General features: G+C 71.8%; 20 protein-coding genes. 11 read left to right on the plus strand and 9 right to left on the minus strand.

Annotation, left to right across the window (positions count from 1 at the left end; all coding sequences use genetic code 11):
* The first annotated feature begins 294 nt into the window (after positions 1–294).
* Both B1L11_RS01925 and B1L11_RS01930 read left to right on the plus strand, forming a co-directional pair.
* Entirely contained in the window at positions 295–1,503 is a 1,209-nt protein-coding gene (locus tag B1L11_RS01925) for a glycosyltransferase (protein WP_079312567.1), read from the plus strand.
* A gap of 25 nt (positions 1,504–1,528) precedes the next feature.
* Positions 1,529–2,452, plus strand: a complete 924-nt coding sequence (locus B1L11_RS01930; protein WP_079312569.1) for a glycosyltransferase family 9 protein — start codon at positions 1,529–1,531, stop codon at positions 2,450–2,452.
* Here B1L11_RS01930 and B1L11_RS01935 read toward each other — a convergent pair.
* Complete coding sequence (locus B1L11_RS01935; protein WP_079312571.1) at positions 2,412–3,494, minus strand: DNA topoisomerase IB; 1,083 nt, start codon at positions 3,492–3,494, stop codon at positions 2,412–2,414. The genes B1L11_RS01930 and B1L11_RS01935 overlap by 41 nt on opposite strands.
* Positions 3,491–4,543, minus strand: coding sequence for a glycosyltransferase family 9 protein (locus B1L11_RS01940; RefSeq protein WP_079312573.1), 1,053 nt, complete (start codon positions 4,541–4,543; stop codon positions 3,491–3,493). The genes B1L11_RS01935 and B1L11_RS01940 overlap by 4 nt, the downstream gene beginning before the upstream one ends.
* A gap of 255 nt (positions 4,544–4,798) precedes the next feature.
* On the opposite strand from B1L11_RS01940, the gene rfaE2 reads away from it, so the two are divergent.
* From rfaE2 to B1L11_RS01960, 4 genes are all read left to right on the plus strand, one after another.
* Positions 4,799–6,244 carry a D-glycero-beta-D-manno-heptose 1-phosphate adenylyltransferase gene (gene rfaE2 / locus B1L11_RS01945; protein ID WP_079312575.1) on the plus strand — a complete coding sequence of 482 codons (1,446 nt, stop codon included), beginning with the start codon at positions 4,799–4,801 and terminating at the stop codon, positions 6,242–6,244.
* Between the two features lie 10 nt (positions 6,245–6,254).
* Positions 6,255–6,503 carry a hypothetical protein gene (locus B1L11_RS01950; protein WP_143736825.1) on the plus strand — a complete coding sequence of 83 codons (249 nt, stop codon included), beginning with the start codon at positions 6,255–6,257 and terminating at the stop codon, positions 6,501–6,503.
* Positions 6,504–6,513: 10 nt separating this feature from the next.
* A complete protein-coding gene (locus tag B1L11_RS01955; protein ID WP_079312887.1) occupies positions 6,514–7,506 on the plus strand; it encodes an SDR family oxidoreductase in 993 nt (330 codons plus the stop codon).
* 71 nt (positions 7,507–7,577) lie between these two features.
* Complete coding sequence (locus B1L11_RS01960; RefSeq protein ID WP_079312579.1) at positions 7,578–9,404, plus strand: transketolase; 1,827 nt, start codon at positions 7,578–7,580, stop codon at positions 9,402–9,404.
* Positions 9,405–9,416: 12 nt separating this feature from the next.
* Here the strand turns inward: B1L11_RS01960 and B1L11_RS01965 are convergent, their stop codons facing one another.
* The gene (locus B1L11_RS01965) at positions 9,417–11,684 is read right to left on the minus strand and encodes an excinuclease ABC subunit UvrA (RefSeq protein WP_079312581.1); all 2,268 of its coding nucleotides are present in this window, start codon (positions 11,682–11,684) and stop codon (positions 9,417–9,419) included.
* A gap of 62 nt (positions 11,685–11,746) precedes the next feature.
* Here B1L11_RS01965 and B1L11_RS01970 point away from each other — a divergent pair, with 62 nt between their 5' ends.
* Positions 11,747–12,727: a YafY family protein gene (locus B1L11_RS01970; RefSeq protein WP_079312583.1), complete on the plus strand. Its 981-nt coding sequence runs from the start codon at positions 11,747–11,749 to the stop codon at positions 12,725–12,727.
* Between the two features lie 83 nt (positions 12,728–12,810).
* Here B1L11_RS01970 and B1L11_RS01975 read toward each other — a convergent pair whose 3' ends face one another.
* Both B1L11_RS01975 and B1L11_RS01980 read right to left on the minus strand, forming a co-directional pair.
* Positions 12,811–13,203: a ChaB family protein gene (locus B1L11_RS01975; RefSeq protein WP_079312585.1), complete on the minus strand. Its 393-nt coding sequence runs from the start codon at positions 13,201–13,203 to the stop codon at positions 12,811–12,813.
* Positions 13,204–13,247: 44 nt separating this feature from the next.
* Positions 13,248–13,508 (minus strand): DUF6458 family protein, encoded by a 261-nt coding sequence (locus B1L11_RS01980; RefSeq protein WP_030505976.1) that lies wholly within the window; start codon positions 13,506–13,508, stop codon positions 13,248–13,250.
* Positions 13,509–13,595: 87 nt separating this feature from the next.
* On the opposite strand from B1L11_RS01980, the gene B1L11_RS01985 reads away from it, so the two are divergent.
* The gene (locus B1L11_RS01985; protein ID WP_143736826.1) at positions 13,596–14,117 is read left to right on the plus strand and encodes a shikimate kinase; all 522 of its coding nucleotides are present in this window, start codon (positions 13,596–13,598) and stop codon (positions 14,115–14,117) included.
* Positions 14,118–14,133: 16 nt separating this feature from the next.
* On the opposite strand, the gene B1L11_RS01990 is transcribed toward B1L11_RS01985, so the two are convergent.
* The 3 genes from B1L11_RS01990 to B1L11_RS02000 all read right to left on the minus strand — a co-directional run bounded on the left by B1L11_RS01990 (position 14,134) and on the right by B1L11_RS02000 (position 16,287).
* Positions 14,134–14,601 (minus strand): ATP-binding protein, encoded by a 468-nt coding sequence (locus tag B1L11_RS01990; protein ID WP_179154934.1) that lies wholly within the window; start codon positions 14,599–14,601, stop codon positions 14,134–14,136.
* 349 nt (positions 14,602–14,950) lie between these two features.
* Entirely contained in the window at positions 14,951–15,889 is a 939-nt protein-coding gene (locus B1L11_RS01995) for an aldose 1-epimerase family protein (protein WP_079312591.1), read from the minus strand.
* Between the two features lie 161 nt (positions 15,890–16,050).
* On the minus strand, positions 16,051–16,287 hold the full coding sequence (locus B1L11_RS02000; protein ID WP_079312593.1) for a hypothetical protein: 237 nt from the start codon (positions 16,285–16,287) through the stop codon (positions 16,051–16,053).
* Positions 16,288–16,645: 358 nt separating this feature from the next.
* Here B1L11_RS02000 and B1L11_RS02005 point away from each other — a divergent pair, with 358 nt between their 5' ends.
* Positions 16,646–17,821 (plus strand): cytochrome P450, encoded by a 1,176-nt coding sequence (locus tag B1L11_RS02005; protein WP_079312595.1) that lies wholly within the window; start codon positions 16,646–16,648, stop codon positions 17,819–17,821.
* A gap of 14 nt (positions 17,822–17,835) precedes the next feature.
* Here B1L11_RS02005 and nhaA read toward each other — a convergent pair whose 3' ends face one another.
* On the minus strand, positions 17,836–19,155 hold the full coding sequence (nhaA, locus tag B1L11_RS02010) for a Na+/H+ antiporter NhaA (protein ID WP_079312597.1): 1,320 nt from the start codon (positions 19,153–19,155) through the stop codon (positions 17,836–17,838).
* A gap of 208 nt (positions 19,156–19,363) precedes the next feature.
* On the opposite strand from nhaA, the gene B1L11_RS49580 reads away from it, so the two are divergent.
* Both B1L11_RS49580 and B1L11_RS49585 read left to right on the plus strand, forming a co-directional pair.
* Complete coding sequence (locus B1L11_RS49580) at positions 19,364–20,488, plus strand: AAA domain-containing protein (RefSeq protein ID WP_256862151.1); 1,125 nt, start codon at positions 19,364–19,366, stop codon at positions 20,486–20,488.
* Positions 20,461–22,428 (plus strand): AAA domain-containing protein, encoded by a 1,968-nt coding sequence (locus B1L11_RS49585; protein WP_079312601.1) that lies wholly within the window; start codon positions 20,461–20,463, stop codon positions 22,426–22,428. Before B1L11_RS49580 ends, B1L11_RS49585 begins: the two co-directional genes overlap by 28 nt.
* Positions 22,429–22,742 lie beyond the last annotated feature (314 nt).

Here is a 22,742-nt window from a genome sequence, read left to right on the forward strand (position 1 = left end):
CTGGTGCCTAAGACGCAGGTACCTCCTTGGCGTGAGCATGCCGTTACGGAGGAGCGTCTTGGGTACGTGTGACCGGACTTCACCCCGCCCCGAGCCAGCTCATGAGCGAGGCACCGCGGGCACCGGCCGCACCTCTTCCCGCTCCTCTTCCGCGGTCACTCCCTCCACCGGCCCCCACGTCGCCGTCCGTCCCGTACCGGCCGCCGCCCCCGTCCCGGTCGCCGGGCCTGCTCACCTGGGCTCCCTGACCCCCGAGCCGGGTACTCGCCACTGCCGCTCTTGGAGGAACCCCCAGTGAAGATCGCCATGGTCTCGGAGCACGCCAGCCCGCTCGCCACCCTCGGCGGTGTCGACGCCGGCGGCCAGAACGTGCACGTCGCCGCCCTCGCCCGCGAGCTCGCCGGCGCAGGGCACGAGGTCACCGTCTACACGCGTAAGAATCGCGAGGACCTGCCGGAAACCGTCGCTTTCGGCCCGGGTGTGGAGGTCGTCCACGTCCCCGCGGGCCCCGCCTCCGAGATCCCCAAGGACGAGATCCTTCCCTGGGTTCCCCACTTCGGGAAGTGGCTGCACGACCGGTGGCTGTTCGACCGCCCTGACGTCGTGCACAGCCACTTCTGGATGAGCGGGCTCGCCGCGCTCGCCGCGGCGGAGAAGCTGCGCATCCCGGTCGTCCACACCTACCACGCGCTCGGCAACGTCAAGCGGCGTCACCAGGGCCCGGCGGACACCAGCCCGCGCGAGCGCATCGAGGCCGAGGCCGACATCGGGCGACGGGTCGACGGCATCATCGCGACCTGCAACGACGAGGTCGACGAGCTGATCCGCATGCGGGTGCCGCGCCGCGCGACCCGGGTCGTCCCCTGCGGAGTGGACGTCACCACCTTCCACCCCCACGTCGAACCGCTTGAGCGGCCGGAGCGCCCGCGCCTGCTGTCGGTCGGCCGGCTCGTGCCGCGCAAGGGCCTGGAGACCACCATCAGGGCGCTGCAGTACCTGCGGGACGCCGAACTCGTCATCGCGGGCGGTCCCCCTGCGGCCGAACTGCACCACGACCCCGAGGTCACCCGGCTGCGCTGGCTCGCAGCCCAGGCGGGCGTCTCCGACCGGGTCCGGTTCCTCGGCCGGGTCGAGCGCGACACGCTGCCCTCGCTGATGCGCTCGGCCGCCGCCGTCGTGTCCGTGCCGTGGTACGAGCCGTTCGGGATGGTGGCGCTCGAGGCGATGGCCTCCGGTGTCCCCGTCGTCGCCTCGGCCGTCGGCGGCCAGAAGGAGACGGTGGTCAACAACGTGACCGGCCTTCTCGTGCCGCCCCGCAAGCCCGCCGTGCTGGCCAAGGCGCTGCGCAAGCTGCTCGACGACCCGGTGCGGCGCACGGCGTACGGGATCGCGGGAGCCGACCGGGCCCGCGCGAGGTACGCCTGGAGCCGCATCGCCACCGAAACCCTGGCCGTCTACGACCGGGTCCTGTCCACCCGGGAGCTGGAAAGGAGCGCCTCTTGATCCTGCCGACCCCTGGGGTGAGCCGGTGACGTCGACGGCCCTCGTGCTGCGCTCGGACGGCATCGGGGGTTTGCTCACCGTGGTGCCCGCGCTGCGCGCCCTGCGCCGCCACGGGCTGCGCGTCGTCCTGGCCTGCCCGCCGGAACTGAGCGAACTCGCCGCGCTGACCGGCGCGGTGGACCGGATCCTGCCCGCGTACGGGCTCGCGCCGCTGTCGTGGCCCGGGCCCGGCGAGGAGGACGCCGATCACCCGCCGCTCCTGCCGGACCTCGCCGTCAACCTGCACGGCCGTGGGCCGCGCAGCCACCGGATCCTGCTGAATCTGCGCTACCGGGGCGAGGGGATGAGGCGCCTTTGGGCGTACGCCAACCCGGACGTCCCCTGGATCAGGGGGCCGTGGTGGGACCCGGGCGAGCACGAGGTGCTGCGGTGGTGCCGGCTGCTCCAGTGGCACGGCGTGCCCGCCGATCCGGAGGACTCGACGCTGCCCACTCCCCTGACCGCGAGCCCCGCGCCGGGGGCCGTCGTGATCCACCCCGGCGCGGGCGGCACGTCGCTGCGCTGGCCCGCCGACCGGTTCGCCGAGGTGGCCCGGATGCTGACGGACGAGGGCCTGCCCGTCGTGATCACCGGCAGCCCCCGGGAGCGGCCGATGGCCCTGCTCGTGGCGACCCGGGCGGTGCTGCCGCCGCAGATCGTGCTCGCGGGCCGCACCTCGCTCCGGGAGCTGTGCGCGCTGGTCGCCGGGGCCCGGCTGGTCATCAGCGGCGACGTCGCGATGACGCGGCTCGCCGCGGCCTATCGGACGCCCTCGGTGCTCGTGTCCACGGCGGACCGGCGGCACCCGATCCTGCGCGAGGTGGACGGCGCCGACCATCTGGACGCCGCGGTCCCGGCCGCCCAGGTGGTCAACGCCGCCGTGCGGGCGCTCGGCGCAGGAGTTCGATGACGGCCTCCTCGACCGGCCCGTGGGTGGCGAGCCGGCCCTCGCCGGTGTCCTCACCCAGCCGTTCGAGGGGGATCGTCCGTCCCTTCTCGTACAGGGCGACGATCCGCGGGTCCACGTAGGAGGCGCGGCACACCGACGGCGTGTTGCCCAGGTACTCCGACACCTCCTTCATCACCCTGGAGACCGCCCGCTTGCGCCCCGCGCCGCTGCGTACGGGGCGGGAGACGGCGAGCCCGACCGCCGCCAGGACCGTGGCGTGCCAGGTGCGGAAGTCCTTGGCCGAGACGTCGGTGCCGAACGTCTCCTTCAGGTAGGCGTTGACGTCCGCGCTCCGCACGTCCACCCAGCCGTCGTCGGTGCGGTAGCGCAGCAGTTCGCCCCGGTGCCCCTTCGACAGCGACGTCAGCACCTCGCACACGTCGGCGTCGGCCAGCACCTGCTCCCGCTCCTTGCGGCCCTTGGCCAGGTAGCGGCACACGACCTTGCCGTCGCCGCACTTCACGTGCGAGGTCTTCAGCGTGGCCAGGCCGTAGGAGTCGGTGTACTCCTCCCCGCCGACACGGAAGAAGCCGATGTCGAGCATGCGCGCGGCGGTGGCCAGCACGCGCTCGCGGCTCAGATCGTCGCCGCGCAGGTCGCGCGCGACCCGCTCGCGGAACGCGGGGAGCCGCTGGGCGATCTCCAGCACGTGGTCGAACTTGGCCTCGTCCTGCTGCCTGCGCCACTCGTCGTGGTATCGGTACTGCCGCCGGCCCGCGGAGTCGGTGCCCACGGCCTGGAGGTGGCCGTTCGGATGGGCACAGATCCACACGTCGGTCCAGGCCGGCGGGATCGCGAGGGACTTGATCCGGCGCAGCGTGGCGCGGTCCTTCACAGGCCGGCCGGAGGCCCAGGTGTAGCTGAACCCGCGCCCCCGGCGCCTGCGCCGGATGCCCGGCTCGCTCGGATCGCTCGGCCGCAGTTCGACGGGTGGTATCTCGAAGACCTTCGCCTTCTCCGCCAGGGTCTTCTCCGCCGGCGTCTTCTCCGCGACGGCGCTCATCGCAGCAGGTCCCACGCCTGTTCGAGCACGTCGTCCACGCTCACGTCACCCACCCACGAGACGTCCCTGTGGCCGCACTCCCGCATGCCCAGCTTGGGGTCGGCGGCTGTCCCGCAGACCGGGCAGCCCGACGTCCAGGAGATCAGCGGCCGCTGGTGTCCTCTGCTCAACGGGCCCCAGTTGATCATGTTGCCGCACCAGTAGATCCCCACGGTGGGGGTACCGGTCGCCGCCGCCAGGTGACGCGGCCCGGTGTCGTTGGAGACGAGCAGGTCGCAGGCGGCGTACAGCGCGGTGAGCCCGCCGAGGGACAGCTCCCCGACGACGGCCCTCGCCGGGGTCTGCATCTGCGCGACGACCTTCTCGACGACCTCCCGCTCCTCCTCGACGCCGGTCACCACCACCGGCCGTCCGAGGCGGTCGGCGACCTCGGCGAAGCGTTCCGGCGGCCATCTCCTGCGCCGGTCCCCGGCGCCCGGGTGGATCGCCACCAGTCCCCGCGGGACCTTGCCGAGCGTGCGGTTCAACTCGGCCCAGTCCTCCCTGACGACCGCGATCCTCGGCTCGATCTCGTTCGCGGGCGCGCCGAGCAGTCCCGCCACCTCCAGGTAGCGCAGGGTCTCGTGCTGGTAGTGGACGTACGGCACCCAGCGGTCGAGCGGTGCGGCGTCGGGGGTGCGCAGGCCGGCCGTCACCCGCGCGCCGAGGCGGCGGATGAACGGATTGGAGTTGCGCCCGCCGCCGTGCATCTGGACGGCCAGGTCGAACCTGCGCTGCCGCAGGTCCTCGTACAGCTCCTCGGGGGCGGAGGGCCCGTCGGGCGGGGAGGAGACGCCGGAGATGGGTGGCAACGCCACCACCTCGTCCACCGGGCCCGGGCGATCGCGCAGGAACCGCGCGTGCCACTCGCGGCCGAGCAGGGTGATCTTGGCAGCGGGATACGCCCGCCTGAGCGCCTCGATGGCGGGCAGCGCCAGGAGCAGGTCGCCGAGGGCGTTGGCCCTCAGCACGGCGATGCGCTCGACTCCCTCCACGAGCAGCGCGCTCATGCCACCTCTCGCCTGGCGGCTCGGAGTCGCATGAGCGCATCGCACTGTGCTTATCGATTCGCTCGCTTCGCTCGCTCATGCCACCTCCTCGCCCATCGGACATCCCCCATTCGTCCGGCTCGCCGGCTGACCCCCGGCGAACTCGTGTGGAGCGACGTCTGATCCCGGTTACCCCGGTGCGGCGGCCCCAAACCGGCCCACCGGGTCGGCCGTGCCTGTTGTTTCCCCTGCGCCTGCGGGGGTAGCCGCCGATGTATGACGGAAGAGACGCTCAACCGTTTCGGTGAAGTCACAGCCGTCGTCGTCGGGGACGTGATGCTCGACTCGTGGCTGCGGGGCCGCACGAAGCGCATGGCACAGGAGGCCCCGGTGCCGGTGGTGACCGTCGAGCAGATCGAGGACCAGCCGGGCGGCGCCGCCAACACGGCCGTGAACCTGGCCGCCCTCGGCGCACGGGTCCACATGGTGGGAGTCACCGGCGCCGACCCCGCCGGGGCCACGCTGAACGCGACCCTGGGACGGCTCGACATCGAGGGCCTGGTCATCGTGCGGAGCTGGCGAACCTCGGTCAAGCGCCGGGTGTTGACCGACGGCCAGATCGTGGCGCGGTACGACGAGGAGGACGAGGCTCCGCTGCCGGAGGCGGCCGAGCGCGAGCTCATCGAGCAGATCACCCGGCTCGCGGCGGATGCCGACGTCATCGTCGCCTGCGACTACGGCGGCGGGGTGTGCACCCCGAACGTCCGCCGGGTGCTGTGCGACCTGAGCATCGACCGGAGCGAGGGATCGCGCGGCGCGCCGATCCTCGTGGTGGACGCCCACGACGTGGCCGCCTGGCGGGACTGCCGGCCGACCGCCGTGCTGCCCAACTACGCCGAGGTGCGGCGGCTGCTGGGCGAGGGGGACGACCACGACAGGGTCGCGTTCCTGTCCGCGCGGTCGGAGGACCTCATCGAGGCCACCGGCGCCGACCTCGTGGTCACCACGCTGGACGGCGAGGGCACGCTGCTGCACCGGCGCGGCGAGGGGCCGCACCGCACGTACGCGACCCCCGCGCCCGACACGATGAGCATCGGCGCGGGCGACACCTTCACGGCGGCGTTCTCACTCGCCCTGGCGGCCGGCGCTGAGCCCGAGCGCGCCGCCGACATCGGGCAGGCGGCGGCGAGCGTGGTGGTACGGCGGCAGGGGACGGCCGCCTGCTCCCACGAGGACCTGCTGCAGGCGCTGCGCCCCGACACCGCGCTGCCGCCCGAGCGGCTGGCCGCGTGCCTGGAGCGCGACCGCGCCGAGGGCAAGCGCATCGTCTTCACCAACGGCTGCTTCGACGTGCTGCACCGCGGCCACGTCGCCTGCCTGGAGGAGGCCGCGCGGCTCGGCGACGTGCTGGTCGTCGCGGTCAACGGCGACGACGGCGTGGCCCGGCTGAAGGGGCCGGGGCGCCCGATCAACCGGTGCGAGGACCGGGTGGCGGTGCTCGCGGCGCTGGGCTGCGTGGACTACATCACCGTCTTCGACGAGGACAGCCCGACCGAGCTGCTGCGGCTCGTCCGGCCGGACGTGTACGTCAAGGGCGGCGACTACCACCCCGACCTGCTGCCCGAGGCGGAGCTGGTCAGGGAGCTGGGCGGAGAGGTACGAGTGCTCGGTTACGTCCCGGACCGCTCCACCACGGCGATAGTGAACCGGATTCGAGGGTAGAGGGGCCCCCATGACCGAAGAACAACGCTCGCCGACGGGCAAGCCCATGGTGGAGGCGACCCCGATGGATGTGATCCGCATCCGCATCGGGTCGTTCGCACTGGTCTTCTGCGTCGCCGTACTGGTGCTTTCCTTCGTCGGGCGCATCTGGGTGCTGACCGGGATCGTCGTGGCGGTCATGGCGATCATCGCGATCTATATGGCGTTCGCCGTGCGCAAGCAGAAGAGACTCGGCGGCGGGCCGCAATCGAGAGGATGACGAGGTGAGCCTGAAGGACAAGGTCGTCGTGGTGACCGGCGCGAGCGGCGGGGTGGGCCGCGCGGTGGTCCGGCGGCTCGGAGCGGAGGGCGCGAAGGTCGCGCTCATCGCACGTGGAGAGGCGGGCCTCGCCGGCGCCGCCGTGGACGTCGGGGCGAGGGCGGCACCCGGAAGGACCTTCGCCGCCGACGTCTCCGACTACGACCAGGTCCGCCAGGCCGCCCAGCGGGCCGAGGCCGAGCTGGGCCCGATCGACGTGTGGATCAACATCGCGTTCACGACCGTGTTCGCGCCGTTCCTGGAGATCACACCCGAGGAGTACGAGCGCGAGACCAAGGTGACCTATCTCGGCTACGTATGGGGCACCCGGGTGGCCCTGGAGATGATGAAGCCGCGCGACAAGGGCGTCATCGTGCAGGCGGGCTCGGCCCTGGCCTACCGGTCGATCCCGCTGCAGTCGGCGTACTGCGGCGCCAAGCACGCGATCGTCGGGTTCACGGAGTCGGTACGGACGGAGCTGCTCGCCGAGGACTCGGGCGTGAAGATCACGGTGGTGCAGCTTCCGGCGCTGAACACCCCGCAGTTCGACTGGGGGCTGAACCGGATGCGGCGGCACGCGCAGCCGGTGCCGCCGATCTACCAGCCGGAGGTGGCCGCCGACGCGCTCGTCTATGCCGCCGAGCACCCGGAGCGCAAGGAGTACTGGGTCGGCGGGATGACCGCGGCCACGATCCTGGGCCAGCGGACGGCGCCCGCCCTGCTCGACCGCTACCTCGCCAGGACCGGGGTGAAGTCGCAGCTCACCGGCGAGAAGGCGCCGACCGGGGTGTCCAACCTGTGGGAACCCGCGGACGAGGACAAGGACTACGGGGCGCACGGCAGCTTCGACCGGCGGTCGCACGGCCGCAGCGTGCAGTTGTGGATGTCGCAGCACCGCCGCCTGGTGACCCTCGCCGGTCTCGGGCTCGCCGCCGTCGCCGGTCTCGGCCTGCGCCGCCGCTGACAAGACCACGAAATTCCGGGTACGCCCCTTTTGAGGCGATACGAAGGGGTGTACGGGGGTAGTCGGGGGCGATGGACGAGCTTGACTACCGCTTCCTGTGCGAACTCGCGGCCCAGCTCCGGGTGGACTCGGTCCGGGCCGCCGCGGCCGCCGGCTCGGGGCATCCGACGTCCTCGATGTCGGCGGCCGAGCTGATGGCCGTGCTGCTCGCGCGTCACCTGCGCGTGGACGTCGCGGATCCGGCCAACCCGGCCAACGACCACCTCGTCTTCTCGAAGGGTCACGCCTCCCCCCTCCTGTACGCGATGCTCAGGGCCGCCGGGGTGGTCACCGACGAGGAGCTGCTGACCTTCCGCAGGCGCGGCAGCCGCCTGGAGGGCCATCCCACCCCGCGGGTGCCGTTCGTCGACGTGGCCACCGGCTCGCTGGGCTTCGGCCTGCCCGTGGGGGTGGGGCTCGCGTTGACCGCGCGCAGGCTGGACCGCCTGCCCTACCACGTCTGGGTGCTGTGCGGCGACAGCGAGCTCGCCGAGGGATCGATGTGGGAGGCGTTCGAGCACGCCGGGCACGAAGGGCTGAACAACCTCACGGCGATCATCGACGTGAACCGGCTCGGCCAGCGCGGCCCGACCCGGCACGGCTGGGACCTCGGCGCGTACGCCGCCAGGCTCGGCGCCTTCGGCTGGCACACGATCGAGATCGACGGCCACGATCCCGGCCAGATCGACTACGCGCTCGCCGACGCCCGGGCCACCCGGCGCCGCCCGACGGCGATCATCGCGAGGACCTGCAAGGGCCGCGGCGTGTCGGCCGTGGAGAACCGCGAGGGCAAGCACGGCAAGCCGCTGGAGGACGCCGAGCAGGCGCTAGACGAACTCGGCGGGCCGCGTTCCCTCACCGTCGAGGTCACCCCGCCGGACGCCCCGGCCACGCCGTACCGGTACGCCGACGGCACGCTCGACCTGCCGAAGTACGCGGTGGGCGAGCGGGTGGCCACGCGGACCGCCTTCGGCGAGGCGCTGGCCGCGCTCGGCACGGCGCGAGGCGACGTCGTCGCCCTCGACGGCGAGGTGGCCGACTCGACCAAGCTGGAGGCGTTCGCCAAGGCGCACCCGGACCGGTTCTTCGAGTGCTACATCGCCGAGCAGCAGATGACCGCCGCCGCCATCGGCATGGCCGCGCGCGGCTGGACCCCCTACGCCGCGACGTTCGCCGCCTTCCTCACCAGGGCGTACGACTTCGTCCGGATGGCGGCGGTGAGCCGGGCCGGGATCTGCCTGGTGGGGTCGCACGGCGGGGTGTCGATCGGGGAGGACGGGCCCTCCCAGATGGGCCTGGAGGACCTCGCGGCGTTCCGCGCGGTGCACGGCAGCACCGTGCTGTACCCCTGCGACGCCAACCAGACGGCCCGGCTGGTGGCGGACATGGCCGACCTGGAGGGTGTCCGCTACCTGCGGACGACGCGGGGCGAGACGCCGGTGATCTACGGCCCGGACGAGGAGTTCCCCGTGGGCGGCTGCAAGATCCTGCGCACCGGCGGCCAGGCGACCGTCGTGGCCGCGGGCGTCACCGTGCACGAGGCCCTGGCCGCCGCCGACCTGCTCGCCGAGGACGGCGTCTCCGTGACCGTGATCGACGCGTACTCGATCAAGCCGCTCGACTCGGCCGAGCTGGTCGAGATGGCCGGGGCGACCGGGAAGGTCGTCACGGTGGAGGACCACTGGCCGGAGGGCGGGCTCGGCGACGCCGTGCTCTCGGCGCTCGCGGACGCGCCGGTGCCGGTGCGCAAGCTGGGCGTGTCGCGGATGCCCGGCAGCGCGACCTCCCAGGAACAGCTTGAGGAGGCAGGCATCGACAGGGGCGCCATCCGCGAGGCCGTCCTGTCCCTGCTCCGCTGAGACACGCTGGGCCTACCGGTGGGCGGCGAGAGCGCGGGCCGTCGGCGTTCCCGCGTCCGGCGGGTAGTCCGCGACGTGCCCCTGGTAGAGGACGTTCCCTCCGTGCCTGCCGGGGCCGGGCCCGAGATCGATCAGCCAGTCGGCCTGCCGGATGACGTCCAGGTTGTGCTCGATGACCACGACGGTGTGGCCCCTGTCGACGAGCGCGTCCAGGACCCGGAGCAGGCCGCCGATGTCGCTCATGTGCAGGCCCGTGGTGGGCTCGTCGAGCACGTACGTCGCGGGCCGCTCCGCGTCGCGCAGCTCCTTGGCGATCTTGAGCCGCTGGCACTCCCCTCCGGACAAGGTGGTTAGCGGCTGGCCCAGCCGGAGATAGCCGAGACCGGCCTGCGACAGGTGCCGCAGCGCCCGGTCGACGGCTTTGTCGGGCAGCCGGTGCCTGGCCTGGTCGACGGAGAGGGCGTCGACGTCGGCGATGGACAGGCCGTCGACGGTGTACGCGAGCACCTCGGGGGTGAAGCGCCGCCCTTCGCATGCCTCGCAGACGACCTCCTGGCCGTCCATGAAGGCCAGATCGGTGTAGATGATCCCGAGCCCTTCGCACTTCGGGCAGGCGCCTTCCGAGTTCGCGCTGAACAGCGCGGCGGAGACGCCGTTGCGCCGGGCGAACAGCCTGCGTACGGCCGGCGCGATGCCGGTGTAGGTGATCGGCGTGGACCGGCGGTTGACGCCGACCGGCCTCTGGTCGATCACGACGGCGCCGTGCTGCTCGACGAGTTCGGCGGCCAGGCTGGACTTCCCCGAGCCGGCCACGCCGGTGAGTACGGTCATCACACCGGCGGGGATGTCCACGGTGACGCGCCGCAGGTTGTTGCGCGTCGCCTCGGCGACGGTGATCGCCGCCCTTGTCGTCGGCGGGGCCGTACGCGGGGCCGTCTTGATGGGCGCGGGCCGGGACAGCGCGCGCCCCGTGGGAGTGGCGGCCCGCCGGAGCTCGGGGAACGTGCCCTGGAAGACGAGCCGGCCTCCGTCCGCGCCGGCGCCGGGGCCGATCTCGACGACCTGGTCGGCGACGGCCATGACGGCGGGGTCGTGCTCGACGACGAGGATGGTGTTGCCCCTGTCGCGCAGCCGCTCCAGCAGGCGCGTCATGGACTCCACGTCGGTGGGGTGGAGCCCGGCCGTGGGCTCGTCGAACACGTAGAGCATCTGGGTGAGGCTCGACCCGAGATGCTTCACGATCTTGATGCGCTGGGACTCGCCGCCCGACAGCGTCGTCGTCGCGCGTGCCAGGCTGAGATACCCCAGGCCGATGGCGTCCATGGCGTCGAGCCTGGCGGTCAGCGCGGCGACGGCGGGAGCGACTTCCGGTGCGTCGACGCCGCGGACGAGCCCGGCGAGCTCGGCGACCTCTAGCCGGGACAGCTCGCCAATGGTGTGTCCGAGGACGGTGGCGGTGCGGGACGCCTCGTTGAGCCGGTCTCCCCCGCAGTCGGGGCAGACCTGCGACCGGGTGAACCGGCGGATCGTCTCCTGCTTGCGCTCGGACAGGTCCCCCGAGGCGTGCAGGTAGATCCGCTCGAACCGCTCGACGACCCCCTCGTAGTCCTTCGGCAGCCTGCGCCCCAGCCGCCGTCCCAGCCGCGCCGCCGCCTCGCCGCCGTGGAGCAGGGCGTCGCGCTCGTCCCGGCTCCAGTCGCGCAGCGGCGTCTCCGGGTCGAACACGCCGATGTCGGCGTACTGGGAGTACCAGTAGTTGCCGTCGCCGAACCCGGGAAGCCGGATCGCGCCCTGCCGCAGCGACCTGTCCGGGTCGAGGATGCGGTCCACGGCCGTGACGACGACGTCGCCGAGCCCCGAGCACGTGGGGCACATTCCGGCCGGATCGTTGAACGAGAAGTGGTTCGACTCGCCCACGTGCGGCTCGCTGAGACGGGAGAACAGCAGCCGCAAGTAGGTCCAGGTGTCGGTGATGGTGCCGACCGTGGAGCGGGCGTTGCCGCCGAGGCGCCGTTGGTCGATCACCACCACCGGCGAGAGCCCGTCGATGTGCTCCACGTCGGGACGCGTCCACTTCGGCAGCCGGTTCCTCGCGAACGGGGGGAAGGTCTCGTTCAGCTGGAAGCCGGCCTCCGCCGCGATCGTGTCGAAGACCAGCGACGACTTGCCCGACCCCGAGACGCCCGCGAAGACCACGAGGCGGTCGCGCGGGATGTCCACGTCCACGCCGCGGAGGTTGTTCGTACGGGCCCCTCTGATGGAGATGCTTCGTGAAGCCATACTCGCGACCGTACGGGCAATTGTGGCCGGATTCTGACCGCGATTGCGGGCATGATGGGCGGATGGCCGACGTGACCCGACGCATGCTGGCCCTGCTGTCGATCCTCCAGACGGGACGGCCGTTCAGCGGGGACGAACTCGCCACGCGCCTGGACGTCAGTCCCCGCACCGTACGCCGCGATGTGGACCGGCTCAGGGAGTACGGCTATCCCGTCGAGACACAGCCGGGACCGGGCGGCCACTACCGGCTCGTGGCGGGCCGGACGATGCCCCCGCTCGTCCTGGACGACGACGAGGCGATCGCCGCGTTGCTCGGTCTCGCCACTCTCGCCTCCTCCGGTTCCGGCGAGGACGGGGCGCTCGACGACGCGGCCACCCGCGCGTACGGCAAGCTCGACCAGTTCCTGCCCGCGCGGCTGCGTCCGCGCGTGGCCGCGTTGCGGGCGAGCCTGGAGACCGACCGGCAACTCGCGCCCGCCGTGAGCGCGGCGCTTCTGGCCGGTCTCGCCGAGGCGATCAACGACCGGGAGGTCGTGCGGTTCGGCTACAGCGACAGGCGCGGCGAGGAGAGCCACCGGCGGGTGGAGCCGCACCGGCAGATGCATCTGCTTCAGCGCTGGTATCTGCTGGGCTGGGACCTGGACAGGGACGACTGGCGGGTGTTCCGCCTCGACCGCGTCCGCGACCTGGTGCGCACCGGCGTCCGGCACGCTCCCCGCGCCCTGCCGGCCGACGCGGCCCTCTCGTACCTCCGTCAGGGCCTCAACGCGGACCGCCGGCGCGTACGGCTCGTCGTGCGGGCGCGGCCCGGCCAGGTGGCCGACGCGTTGAAGTTCGAGGACGCCGAGATACACCAGGGGCCCGGCGACCGGGAGACCCAGGTCACCGTCTGGCTCGACTCCTGGGAATGGCTCGTCCTCGGCCTCGCCCACCTCGACGCCGACTTCACCGTCGTCGAGCCGGCGGACTTCCGGAGAGCCTATGCCGCCTTCGCCCGCCGTCTCCTCGCCGCCTCCGGCGGTCTGGAGCCGCCGCCCGCGTGAAAGCGCGCCGGGATGAAAGCTCCGCGCGTGTGAAAGCGCCGCCGACCGCCCTCGTGGGGGCGGCCGGCGGCGCACGGCAGAGGTCAGCGTGCCTTGGCGGTCGCCTTGCGGTTGGCCTTCTTGATGGCGTCCACGAGCTCGTCCTTGGTCATCTTCGACCGGCCCGGGATGCCGAGGCGGCTGGCCACGTCGTAGAGGTGGTGCTTGGAGGCGTTCGCGTCGACACCCTCGGCCGTCTTGCCCGGCTTCGGCGTGCCCTTCTTCGCCTGCTCGTCCGACGGTCCGCGCCCCTCCTTCTTCTCCCAGTGGTCGCCCACCTTCTCGAAGGAGTGCTTGAGCGCGGCGAACGCCGTACGGTGGGCGCGCTGGCCCTCGCCGTACGTCTCGACGGCGGAGTCGTGCGCCTTGATCCACGTCTCCTGGGCCTCCTTGGGCGAGCGCTCCAGGGTCGAGGGCAGTTCTTCACGTCCTGGCATGGTCCATGCCTCCCTTCAGACCGTCGGAAGTCCGTTGGAGGGGGTTAGATGGTGGGGTCGTCGTAGCGCCGCTCCTCGTACACGTGGCGGCGGGTGGCGGTGGCGTCCACGGGGGCGGCGGCGGTGACGGTGGTCCTGCGGCGGACCGTCGTCAGGCGCCAGATGCCGAAGAGCAGCCCGGCCAGGCCGCCCACCATGAGGATCACCCCGATCACCTGGATGTCGAGGCCCGCGATGGTGAAGTCGACCGCCCAGGTGAGGATGGCCCCCAGCATGATGAGGATGATGCTTCCGGCGATGGTCATGGCTTTTCCTCCTTCGCCTTCTGCTCTATCCCCTCCACGGATTCCAAACGTCGCATGCGGGTGCCCGTATAGGGCAGCATGCGAATCATGACCGATACCCCCATTGTGGTGATGGGACTCATGGGCGCGGGGAAGAGCACCGTCGCCCGGCTGCTCGCCGACGCGCTCGGCCGTCCCATGCGCGACAGCGACGCCGATCTGGAGGCCAGATACGGCGCGACCGCCGCCGCGATGGCCGCCGGTCTGGGCGCGGACGAACTGCACGCCCGCGAGGCGCTGGTGCTGCGGGAGGCGCTGGCGGCCCGTCCTTCCCCCGTCATAGCGGCCGCCGCCAGCACGGTCGAGGACCCCGAGACGCGCCGGGCGCTGGCCCCCGCCTTCGTGGTCTTCCTCGACGGCCCGCCCGAGGTGCTGGCCGAGCGGATGAAGTCGAGCCCCCACCGCCCGCACTTCAAGCCCGACCTCGTACGCATGCTGACCGAGCAGCGCGACCTGCGGCTGCCGGGGTTCCGGGAGGTGGCGGACCTGACCGTGGACCCCTCCACGCACAAGCCCGAGGAGATCGCGGCCACGGTGCTCGCGCACCTCGACGGTGCGAAGACCCGCTGAAACGCCGAGTGGCGCGTCAGCCGACGGCGATGCGCATCTGGTGCGGGACGACGGGCAGCGGCGACGGGCTGCCCGCCCCGGCGAGGAACCAGACGGTCTTGCCACCCCGGCCCGAACCGGCCACTCCCCAGTCGTCGGCGAGTTCGTCCACGATGAGCAGGCCACGGCCCCCGATGGAGTCGATGTCCGCCTCGCGCTGGTGCGGCACGCCCTCGCCCTGGTCGAAGACCTCGCCGTACACCCAGGTGCCGTTGCTGCCGAGCCGGAGGGTGAAGACGTTGCCGCCATGCCGTACGACGTTGGAGGCGAGTTCGCTCACGATGAGGGAGCAGTCGTCGACGAGTTCGTCCAGGCCCCACCGGCCGAGCTCACGGCGGACGAGAGCGCGCGCCTCGGCGACACTCGCGCCGACTGCGGGCAGGAGGCATTCCGCGGTCCAGACGGGGGCCGGGTCGACCGGCGCCGTACCGAAGGGGAGAGTCACGCGCGCCTCCTTAGGCTCATGGGAGCGCTCCCACGGCTCAAGATACGGCACGCAACGCAGTCATGTGAATTCATAGAAACAAGATTGTTTCCGGTCAATGCCCGATCCGTGATAGCCGCGAAGGGGAAAAGTCCGGCAGTCTTCCGCCGCCCCGGCGCGAGTACGCACGTCAGCGCCGCCGCGTCCGCCGCTCCCGGTCCGCGCCGCGCGACCGCGAAGCGCGACCGCGCGGCCGGCGCCGCCGTGAAAATAACTGAAATAAGCCCATCCCGGCCCGCTGATGCAGGCAGACCGGAATCGCCCTACATATCCGCCCTGACGCATAAGGGCAATTTCGTCCGGCATGCCCTCACCCGAGCGCGGTGATTCCCCAGCGGTGGGCGACCCGCTCCCCCGGGGCCAGGCGCACCAGGCACTCGCCGGTCGCGAAGGCGTTCGGCGGGCAGCTCATCGGCTCGACCGCCACTCCGGCCCGCCGATACGGCTCGGCGAGCGTGTCGCCGGTGAACACCTGGAGCCATTCGACGCCGGGCGCGGCCCACAACTCCACGCCCCGCGAGCCGTCGGCCGTGCGGAGCCGGGCCCGCACCAGCCCGTCGTCGTCGCGCCGCAGCGCCGTGTAGGGGGTGTCGAGCACCGTGCCGCCGATGCGGCGTCCCTCGCGGAAGTCGTACTCCGTGCCCTCGACCGGGCGGCGGCCGACCGGGATCTTCTGCTCGTCCACCGGGGTCCATTCGGCCGCGGGCACCTCCAGCACGGCGTCGTCCACCGTCTCCTCGCCGAGGGTGAGGTAGGGGTGCGCGCCCATGCCGTACGGCGCGACGCCGTCTCCCACGTTCACGGCCGACACCTCGACCTCCAGGCCCCCCTCGCCCAGGGCGTACGACGCGGTCAGGTCGAGCACGTGGGGATAGCCGAGCTGGGGGAACAGCCGCAGCCCGAGCCGGATCGAGGCGTCGTCCCGGTCCAGGACCGTCCAGGGCATCAGGCGGGCGAAGCCGTGCGCGGCGTTGCCGGTCCTGGGCTCGGTGATGGCGAGCTGCCTGGTCTCGCCGTCGAAGTCGTATCTGCCGTCGCGCACCCGGTTGGGCCAGGGCAGCAGCAACTGCCCGGCGCCGCCCACCGGCTGCGCGTCCGCGGGGTACGACATGACCAGCGGCCGTTCGCGGTACGTCAGGGCGCGCAGGCCCCCGCCCACCTCGGTGACGGTCGCCGCGTATCCGTGCGCGGCGATCGTGTGCTGCGTGCCGGTCGGGGGAACGGGTTCGCGAACCGCTGGTGCTGTCATGAGAGGGATTTTCCCATCCGTCCCATGGCACTCGCAGAGGACCCTGCGAAGACGCCTCAGGGCTGAGCCCTGCGGGGTCGCCTCAGCGCTGAGCCTCGTGGGCTTCGCGGGCCGTGAGCCCGGCGGCCCGGGCCCACGTCCTGGGTGTCACGTCCTGGGTGTCACGAGGAGAGCGTCTGGCCCGCCAGGCCCTCCTGCGCGGTGAGCAGCGCGCGCAGTTCCTCCGCGCTCTCACCGCATGCGGTCATGATCAGGCCCCGGTCCATCTCGATCCGGGACAGCGACCTGGTCAGCCGGGTCGCGTACCAGCGGCCGGCGTCGCTTCTCCAGATCGACCAGCGACCGGCGTACTCGCTGCTCAGTTGTCTCCAGGCAGCGTCCTCGGCTGAGAACCGCACTCGTCACCACCTCCAGGCTCTGTGCCGGGAGACAACGATGTGCTCATCCGGACACGATTGGTAGTGAGAAGCGGTCTCCCCCTTCCGGCGGCGCCGCCACCCCGGCTCTCATGAAGATCTTCCGCCGGTTGCGGTGACTTCACCACGACTTGATCCCCGTTCCTCCCGTACCACCCGTGTCATGCCGGGTAGCGGAACGGCGCTGGTGTTCGCGGGGCAGGCATGGCGCGGGCACAGGATAGGCGCGATGCAAACGTCGTGTCTCCAGTCACACCGGACATGGTTTTACTACCTTGCCGGACAGAAAGTCAGGGGAGAGATTCGAGAGGGCCGACATCGAGTGAAGGGAAGGTCACCCATGCCCGGACTCCCACGGCTGCCGTTCGAGCGGCCGGACGTCCTGGGGATATCCCCCGGCTTCGGCGAACTGCGGGCCAGAGCGCCGATCACCAAGGTCACAACCGCCATGGGCGACGAGGCGTGGCTGGTCACGGGTTACGAGGAGATCCGGCAGGTGTTCGCCGACGACAGGTTCGGCCGCTCCCACCCCGCCCCCGAGACCGCGGCCCGCCTGTCGAACAACGCCCTGCTCGGCGGCCCGACCGGCGAGTACGCCACCGAGCGGTCCATCCACAAGGAGATGCGGCGCCTGCTCGCCCCCGCGTTCTCGGCCCGGCGCATGCGGAGCCTGTCGGACCGCATCGGGGCGCTGGTCGGAAACCTGCTCGACGGGCTCGCCGAGCAGGGCCCGCCCGCGGACCTGCACGCCGGCCTGTCGCTCCCGCTGCCGATCCAGGTGATCTGCGAGCTTCTCGGCGTGCCGTACGAGGACAGGGACAGGTTCCGGGCCATGGCCGAGGCGATGACCGACCTCACCCATCCCGAGCGGTCCGCCGCCGCCCAGATGGAGATGAACACCTACACCTACGAGATCGTGAAGGCGAAGCGGGACGATCCGGGCGAGGACGTGTACTCCGACCTGGCGGACGCCTCGCTGCCGGAGGACGACGTCGCCAGGATCGCGGGCGGCCTGCTGTTCGCCGGCCACGAAACCACGGTCAACCAGATCGACTACGGCGTGCTGCTGTTCCTGCGCAACCCCGCCCAGCGCGACGCGCTGCTGGAGGACCCCTCCCTCGTGGACGGCGCGGTCGAGGAGATCATGCGGGTCGCCTCGCCGAGCGAACACGGGCTGGTGCGCTACGCGCACGAGGACGTCGAGGTCGCGGGGGTGCTGATCCGGGCGGGCGAGCTGGTCATGCTGTCCACCCCGGCGGCCAACAGGGACGAGCGCGTCTACCCCGACCCCGACACGTTCGACGTCAGGCGGCGCGATCCCCACCCCCACGTCGGCTTCGGCCACGGGCCGCACCACTGCCTCGGGGCGTCCCTGGCTCGGGTCGAACTGCGCGCGGTCTTCGGCTCCCTCTTCACGCGCTTCCCCACCCTGGCGCTCGCCGTGCCGTACGAGGAGCTGAAGGCGCACACCGACAGGCTGGCCGGGGGAATCCAGGCGCTGCCCGTCACGTGGTGAGCGCCCGGATCCGGTCACGGTCGCGCCCAACGGCCCGCGCCGCGCCCGCCGGCCACATGCTCGGCGTCCCCGGGCCCGGCGGTTCCGTCGTCGTCGGCGAGCCGCCGGTACGCGCGGTCGCGCAGCCGCAGCACCACCGTCGCCAGCAGCGCCGCGACCAGTGAACCGGTCAGGACCGCCAGCTTGACCTGCGTGTCACGGGCCGTGCCCGGGCCGAACGCCAGCTCGCCGATGAGCAGGGACACCGTGAACCCGATGCCCGACAGGATCGCCAGCCCGCCGATGTCCACCCACGCCGGCCCCTCGTCGATGTCGGCACGGGTGAAGCGGGCGGTCAGCCAGGTGGCCGCCATGATCCCCAGCGGCTTGCCCACGACGAGCCCGACGACGACGCCCAGCGACACCGGGTCGGCGAGCAGGTTCGTCACACCGTCCAGCCCGCCGAGCGGCACACCGGCGGACAGGAACGCGAACAGCGGCACGGCCACCCCGGCCGAGATGGGGCGGAACCGGTGCTCGAAGTGCTCGGCGAGCCCCGGTCCCGCCTCCGGACCGCCCGCCTTCTCACTGCGCAGGACGGGTACGGCGAAGCCGAGCAGCACCCCGGCCACCGTGGCGTGCACACCCGAGGCGTGCACCAACCCCCAGGTCACGCCGGCCAGCGGGAGCAGCAGCCACCACGAGCGCACCCGCCGCTGCACCAGCACGGTGAAGACGCCGAGCGGCACCAGCGCCGCCAGCAGCGGCAGCACCGACAGATGCGACGTGTAGAACACCGCGATGATCACGATGGCCAGCAGGTCGTCCACGACGGCCAGGGTGAGCAGGAACGTACGCAGCGCGGCGGGCAGCCGCCGCCCCACCACGGCGAGCACCGCCAGCGCGAACGCGATGTCGGTGGCCGTCGGGGTCGCCCATCCCCGCACCGCGCCGTCCATGAGCGAGTTGACCAGCAGGTAGAGCAGAGCCGGGACGATCACCCCGCCGACCGCCGCCGCGACGGGCACGACGGCCCGGCGGGGATCACGCAGGTCGCCGGCCACGAACTCGCGCTTGAGTTCCAGGCCGGCGACGAAGAAGAAGATCGCCAGCAGCCCGTCCGAGGCCCACTTGGCGAGGCTGAGGTCCAGGTGCCACCCGGCCGGCCCCACCGTGACCGAGCGCAGCCCCGCGTACGCCTCCGACCAGGGCGAGTTGGCCCAGACGAGGGCCGCGACGGCGGCGACCAGAAGCAGCGCGCCGCCGATCGTCTCCTTGCGGAGGATGTCGGCGATGCGGCGGGTCTCGGCCCGGGAACCGGGACCGAGGAGGGACAGTCGGCGGGGAGAGGCCATGGGCGCTCCGTTTCCGGGCTCGGTTCGACGACCGCCGACCAGACTTCCCGGCACCCCGCGTCCATCCTAAGAGCACCCGCCCGGATCCTTGCCCATGGCACCTTTCGTCCCACCGATTTTCCTCGGGAGTGGCCGTTCACACGGGCCGGAGACGGTAGGTTCTCGATCCGTACCACGACCCTGTCGGCCCCCTTGCCACGGGAGCGAGATGTCAGGTCCGCGGCACACCCCCTTTCCGGTCGACCAGTTGCTGCGTGCCGTACGGCTGGAGATCGCGGCGGAGCTGCGAAGCGACGGAGACGGGGAGAAGCTCTCCTTGTCCGAGGGACGCCGGCTCGGCCGCAGCGCGGAGAAGTACGAATACCTGTTCTCCTGCAAGGCGTGGAAGGAGGCCTTCGCCGGAGAAAGGCTGCTTATCCGCCCCTCCCGATCGCGTGACGCCTGGTCGAGCGCCGAAGTACGGCGCATGCCCGACGGAAAGGTCAAAGTCCGCACACCGGCCGATCTCGGCACTGGGCCCATCCAGGCACAGGTGCGTGCGGACGAAACGGCCGGTTGGGAGGCCGTCGCCGAGCGACTGGAGTCGGCGGGCGGGGCCACGGGCTCGGTCAACCCGACCTCCGCCGGCTGGCTGATGGGCCAGGGGCGGCCCCGCGTCGAGCGTTGCGGGACGCCGGAGCGGTTCATCCGGGGATACCGTGAGCGCACACTCAACGACGGTCAGCGCCGGGCGGTCGAACAGGCGCTGGGGAGCGAGCTGACCTGTGTCTGGGGACCGCCGGGCACCGGGAAGACCGACGTCGTGGCCGCCATCGTGGAAGGCAGCTACCGGCAGGGGTTGCGCGTGCTGTTCGTCGCCCCCACCAAGGTGGCCGTGGACCAGGCGCTGGAGCGGATCTGCGATCTGCTGTCGGGCGAGGAACGCTTCGACAGGGGTTTGGTGCAACGAGCCGGGGACATCGAACTGCCTTCGCTGGCGGCCAGGTTCGGCGCGCAGCTCGACCCGGCCAGGATCGCCGAACGGCTGTCCGCCTCGCTCGTGGAGGAGATCGCCGACGTCCGCCGCCGGTTGGATGCTGCTCTGCAGGACCTTGCACTGCACGCGGATGTGGCGGCCGCGGAGGAGCGGCTGGCCGATCTGCGCACCGACCACGACGGGGCCGGTCAGCGCGTCGCCTTGCTGCAGCAGTGCGTTGAGCTGTCGCAGCGGGCGATCGGCGAGATCGACCACGAGATCCGGAGCATCGGACTGCGACCGGGCTGTTCGCCAAGAAGAAGCAGGCCAAGCTGGAGCAGCTCGCCCGGATGCGATGGCAACGCCAACAGGAACTGACCGCGGCCGGCAACGAGCTTCCCCTCGCGCATGCTGCCCGGCAGCGGTACGCGACCGAGATCGCCGAAGCGGAACGCGCGCTGTCGGTCCAGCGCAGCCGGCTTCGCGCCGTCCCGGCTCGCGGCCCGCTCCAGGAGGCCGCTGACCGGCTACGGCAGCATCTGCCGGGCTTGGAGCAGGAACTACAGAAGATCACCGAGGTGGTGCGCGCGAACTGCATGGTGCTGGGAACGACGGTCGCGAAGGCGGTGCAGTCACGCAAGCTTCTCGACTCGATCGACGTGGTCGTCATCGATGAGGCCGGCATGGTGAACACCCCCTCCGCCTGGTGCGTCGCGGGGCTCGCGGGTCGCCGCCTCGTCATCGCCGGCGACTTCCGCCAGTTGCCGGCGGTGACCAAAGCCTCCGGTGACCGAAGCAGTTCCCCGGAAGACCGGGAGCACGCCCGGCTCTGGATGGACCAGGATCCCTTCACCACGGCGGGGCTTGTCGACGCCGCCGGCAGGGCCCTCCGCGACGATCCACGGCTGGTCTGTCTGGACACGCAGTACCGGATGCGACCGGCGATCTGCGAGGTGGTCAACGTGGTCGCCTACCCGGACGCACCTCTGCGCACCGGTCGAGAAGACCGCGGCCGGCTTCCCTCATCGCCACTGCTCAGCGGGCCGCTGATTCTGATCGACACCACCTCGCGCCGCCTGCCCAACCCCACGGCCAGGTACGGCGCGCACACGACCAATGCCGTGCACGAGGCCGTCATCCACGAGCTCATCCGTGGCCTGCAGTACGACGAGGTCCTCCCCGCACGCAAGTGGACCGACCTTGCCGCCGGCGAGCGTCCCACCGACCGCATGGCCGTGATCGCCCCGTTCAAGGCGCAGGTCAAGGCGCTGCGGGACAGCCTGGCCTACCGGTTCGGCCAGGACTGCGACGGACTCGTCGACACGGTCCACCGCTTCCAGGGCAGCCAGCGTCCCCTCGTGGTCATCGACACGGTCGCCGGATCGGGAGACAAGCCCGGCTACTTCTACGAGGGCCTGGGGCTGTCCTCCTCCACGTGCCGTCTGCTCAACGTGGCCCTCAGCCGGGCGCAGGATCATCTCGTCGTCGTGGCCGACACCCAGTTCCTGCGCGCCAAGCTCAACCCGGCCGGCGAGGCCGCGCGCATGCTCGACCATCTGGAACGGCATGCGCACAGGCTCTCCGTGGACGACCTCGTCCCCTTCCGCTGCGCTGCCGACCTCGCCGGCCTGCCCGAGGAGGAACTGGCGAGACCGGCGTTCTTCCCGGCCGACGAGGTGCCAAGAGCCGTCGCCTGGGACATCGCCCGCGCCCGGCACAGCATCGAGATCTACTGCGCGTTCCTCGATCCGAATCCCGTGCGCAGGTGGCTCCGTCACCTCGCACCGCGCGTCCAGGCAGGAGTGCGGGTCACCGTTCACACGAGAGATCAAACGGAGGACGTACGCCGGAAGGCCCTCATCGACGAACTCCGGGCTGCCGGATGCCAGGTCGCGACACGCGAGCGCATGCATGAGAAGGTGCTCATCCTCGATGACACCGTGCTCTGGCACGGATCCCTCAATCTCCTGGCGAACAGCGGCCCTACCGATCTCATGATGCGGATCACCGATCCGGGGTCCTGCCGACGCGTCCGCCACATCGTCGAGCGAGCTCGCATGGAACGCCCCGCACGCCCCTGGCCGCAGCGTGGCTCCTCCGGGCCCCGGCCAGACGGCGACGGCGAGCCTCGTCCGGGCGCGGTCGTCGGCGGCCGTCTCTATCTCGACGTCCCCTTCGAGGACAAGGATGAGCTGAAGCGCGTGGCGCGGGCCGAAGGAATGCCCGCATCCTGGGACGGCAGGCGGAAGTTGTGGCACGTCGACGCCGACATCCCCCGGCATGTCGTCCGTCAATGGCTTCCGCCGTCGAGTCCCTGACGTTCACAGTGACGGTCGCCCTGCCGGTCGCACTGCCGGTCGCACTGCCGCCACACTGACCGTCACACTGCCGATCGCACTGCCGGTCGCACTGCCGCCGCCTGACCGTCACACTGCCGGTCGTACTGGACGGTGGCAGGGACGATCGCAGCGGGCCGGACACCCCGAAATCAGCCAGCCCTCTCCACTGGCTCGGGCCCTCGCTCGGCCTTGTGTCGAAGCCTGCCCAGCCGCTCCGTGTCCGACCGGTCGGCGCCAAGCCGCCCGGTGTCCGATCGGTCGGCACCGAGCCGCCCGGTGTCCGGCATCTCCTG

It is taken from the genome of Microbispora sp. GKU 823 (genome assembly GCF_002027145.1).
Taxonomy (GTDB): domain Bacteria; phylum Actinomycetota; class Actinomycetes; order Streptosporangiales; family Streptosporangiaceae; genus Microbispora; species Microbispora siamensis.

What these genes read in the sequence shown, in the direction of transcription:
- B1L11_RS01975 (WP_079312585.1), bottom strand. Translation starts at nt 13,203, where the DNA reads ATGCCAGGACGTGAAGAACTGCCCTCGACCCTGGAGCGCTCGCCCAAG.
- rfaE2 (WP_079312575.1), top strand. Translation starts at nt 4,799, where the DNA reads ATGACGGAAGAGACGCTCAACCGTTTCGGTGAAGTCACAGCCGTCGTC.
- B1L11_RS49580 (WP_256862151.1), top strand. Translation starts at nt 19,364, where the DNA reads ATGTCAGGTCCGCGGCACACCCCCTTTCCGGTCGACCAGTTGCTGCGT.
- B1L11_RS01980 (WP_030505976.1), bottom strand. Translation starts at nt 13,508, where the DNA reads ATGACCATCGCCGGAAGCATCATCCTCATCATGCTGGGGGCCATCCTC.
- B1L11_RS01960 (WP_079312579.1), top strand. Translation starts at nt 7,578, where the DNA reads ATGGACGAGCTTGACTACCGCTTCCTGTGCGAACTCGCGGCCCAGCTC.
- B1L11_RS01970 (WP_079312583.1), top strand. Translation starts at nt 11,747, where the DNA reads ATGGCCGACGTGACCCGACGCATGCTGGCCCTGCTGTCGATCCTCCAG.
- nhaA (WP_079312597.1), bottom strand. Translation starts at nt 19,155, where the DNA reads ATGGCCTCTCCCCGCCGACTGTCCCTCCTCGGTCCCGGTTCCCGGGCC.
- B1L11_RS01965 (WP_079312581.1), bottom strand. Translation starts at nt 11,684, where the DNA reads ATGGCTTCACGAAGCATCTCCATCAGAGGGGCCCGTACGAACAACCTC.
- B1L11_RS01950 (WP_143736825.1), top strand. Translation starts at nt 6,255, where the DNA reads ATGACCGAAGAACAACGCTCGCCGACGGGCAAGCCCATGGTGGAGGCG.
- B1L11_RS01935 (WP_079312571.1), bottom strand. Translation starts at nt 3,494, where the DNA reads ATGAGCGCCGTCGCGGAGAAGACGCCGGCGGAGAAGACCCTGGCGGAG.
- B1L11_RS01985 (WP_143736826.1), top strand. Translation starts at nt 13,596, where the DNA reads ATGACCGATACCCCCATTGTGGTGATGGGACTCATGGGCGCGGGGAAG.
- B1L11_RS49585 (WP_079312601.1), top strand. Translation starts at nt 20,461, where the DNA reads ATGCGATGGCAACGCCAACAGGAACTGACCGCGGCCGGCAACGAGCTT.
- B1L11_RS02005 (WP_079312595.1), top strand. Translation starts at nt 16,646, where the DNA reads ATGCCCGGACTCCCACGGCTGCCGTTCGAGCGGCCGGACGTCCTGGGG.
- B1L11_RS01940 (WP_079312573.1), bottom strand. Translation starts at nt 4,543, where the DNA reads ATGAGCGCGCTGCTCGTGGAGGGAGTCGAGCGCATCGCCGTGCTGAGG.
- B1L11_RS01995 (WP_079312591.1), bottom strand. Translation starts at nt 15,889, where the DNA reads ATGACAGCACCAGCGGTTCGCGAACCCGTTCCCCCGACCGGCACGCAG.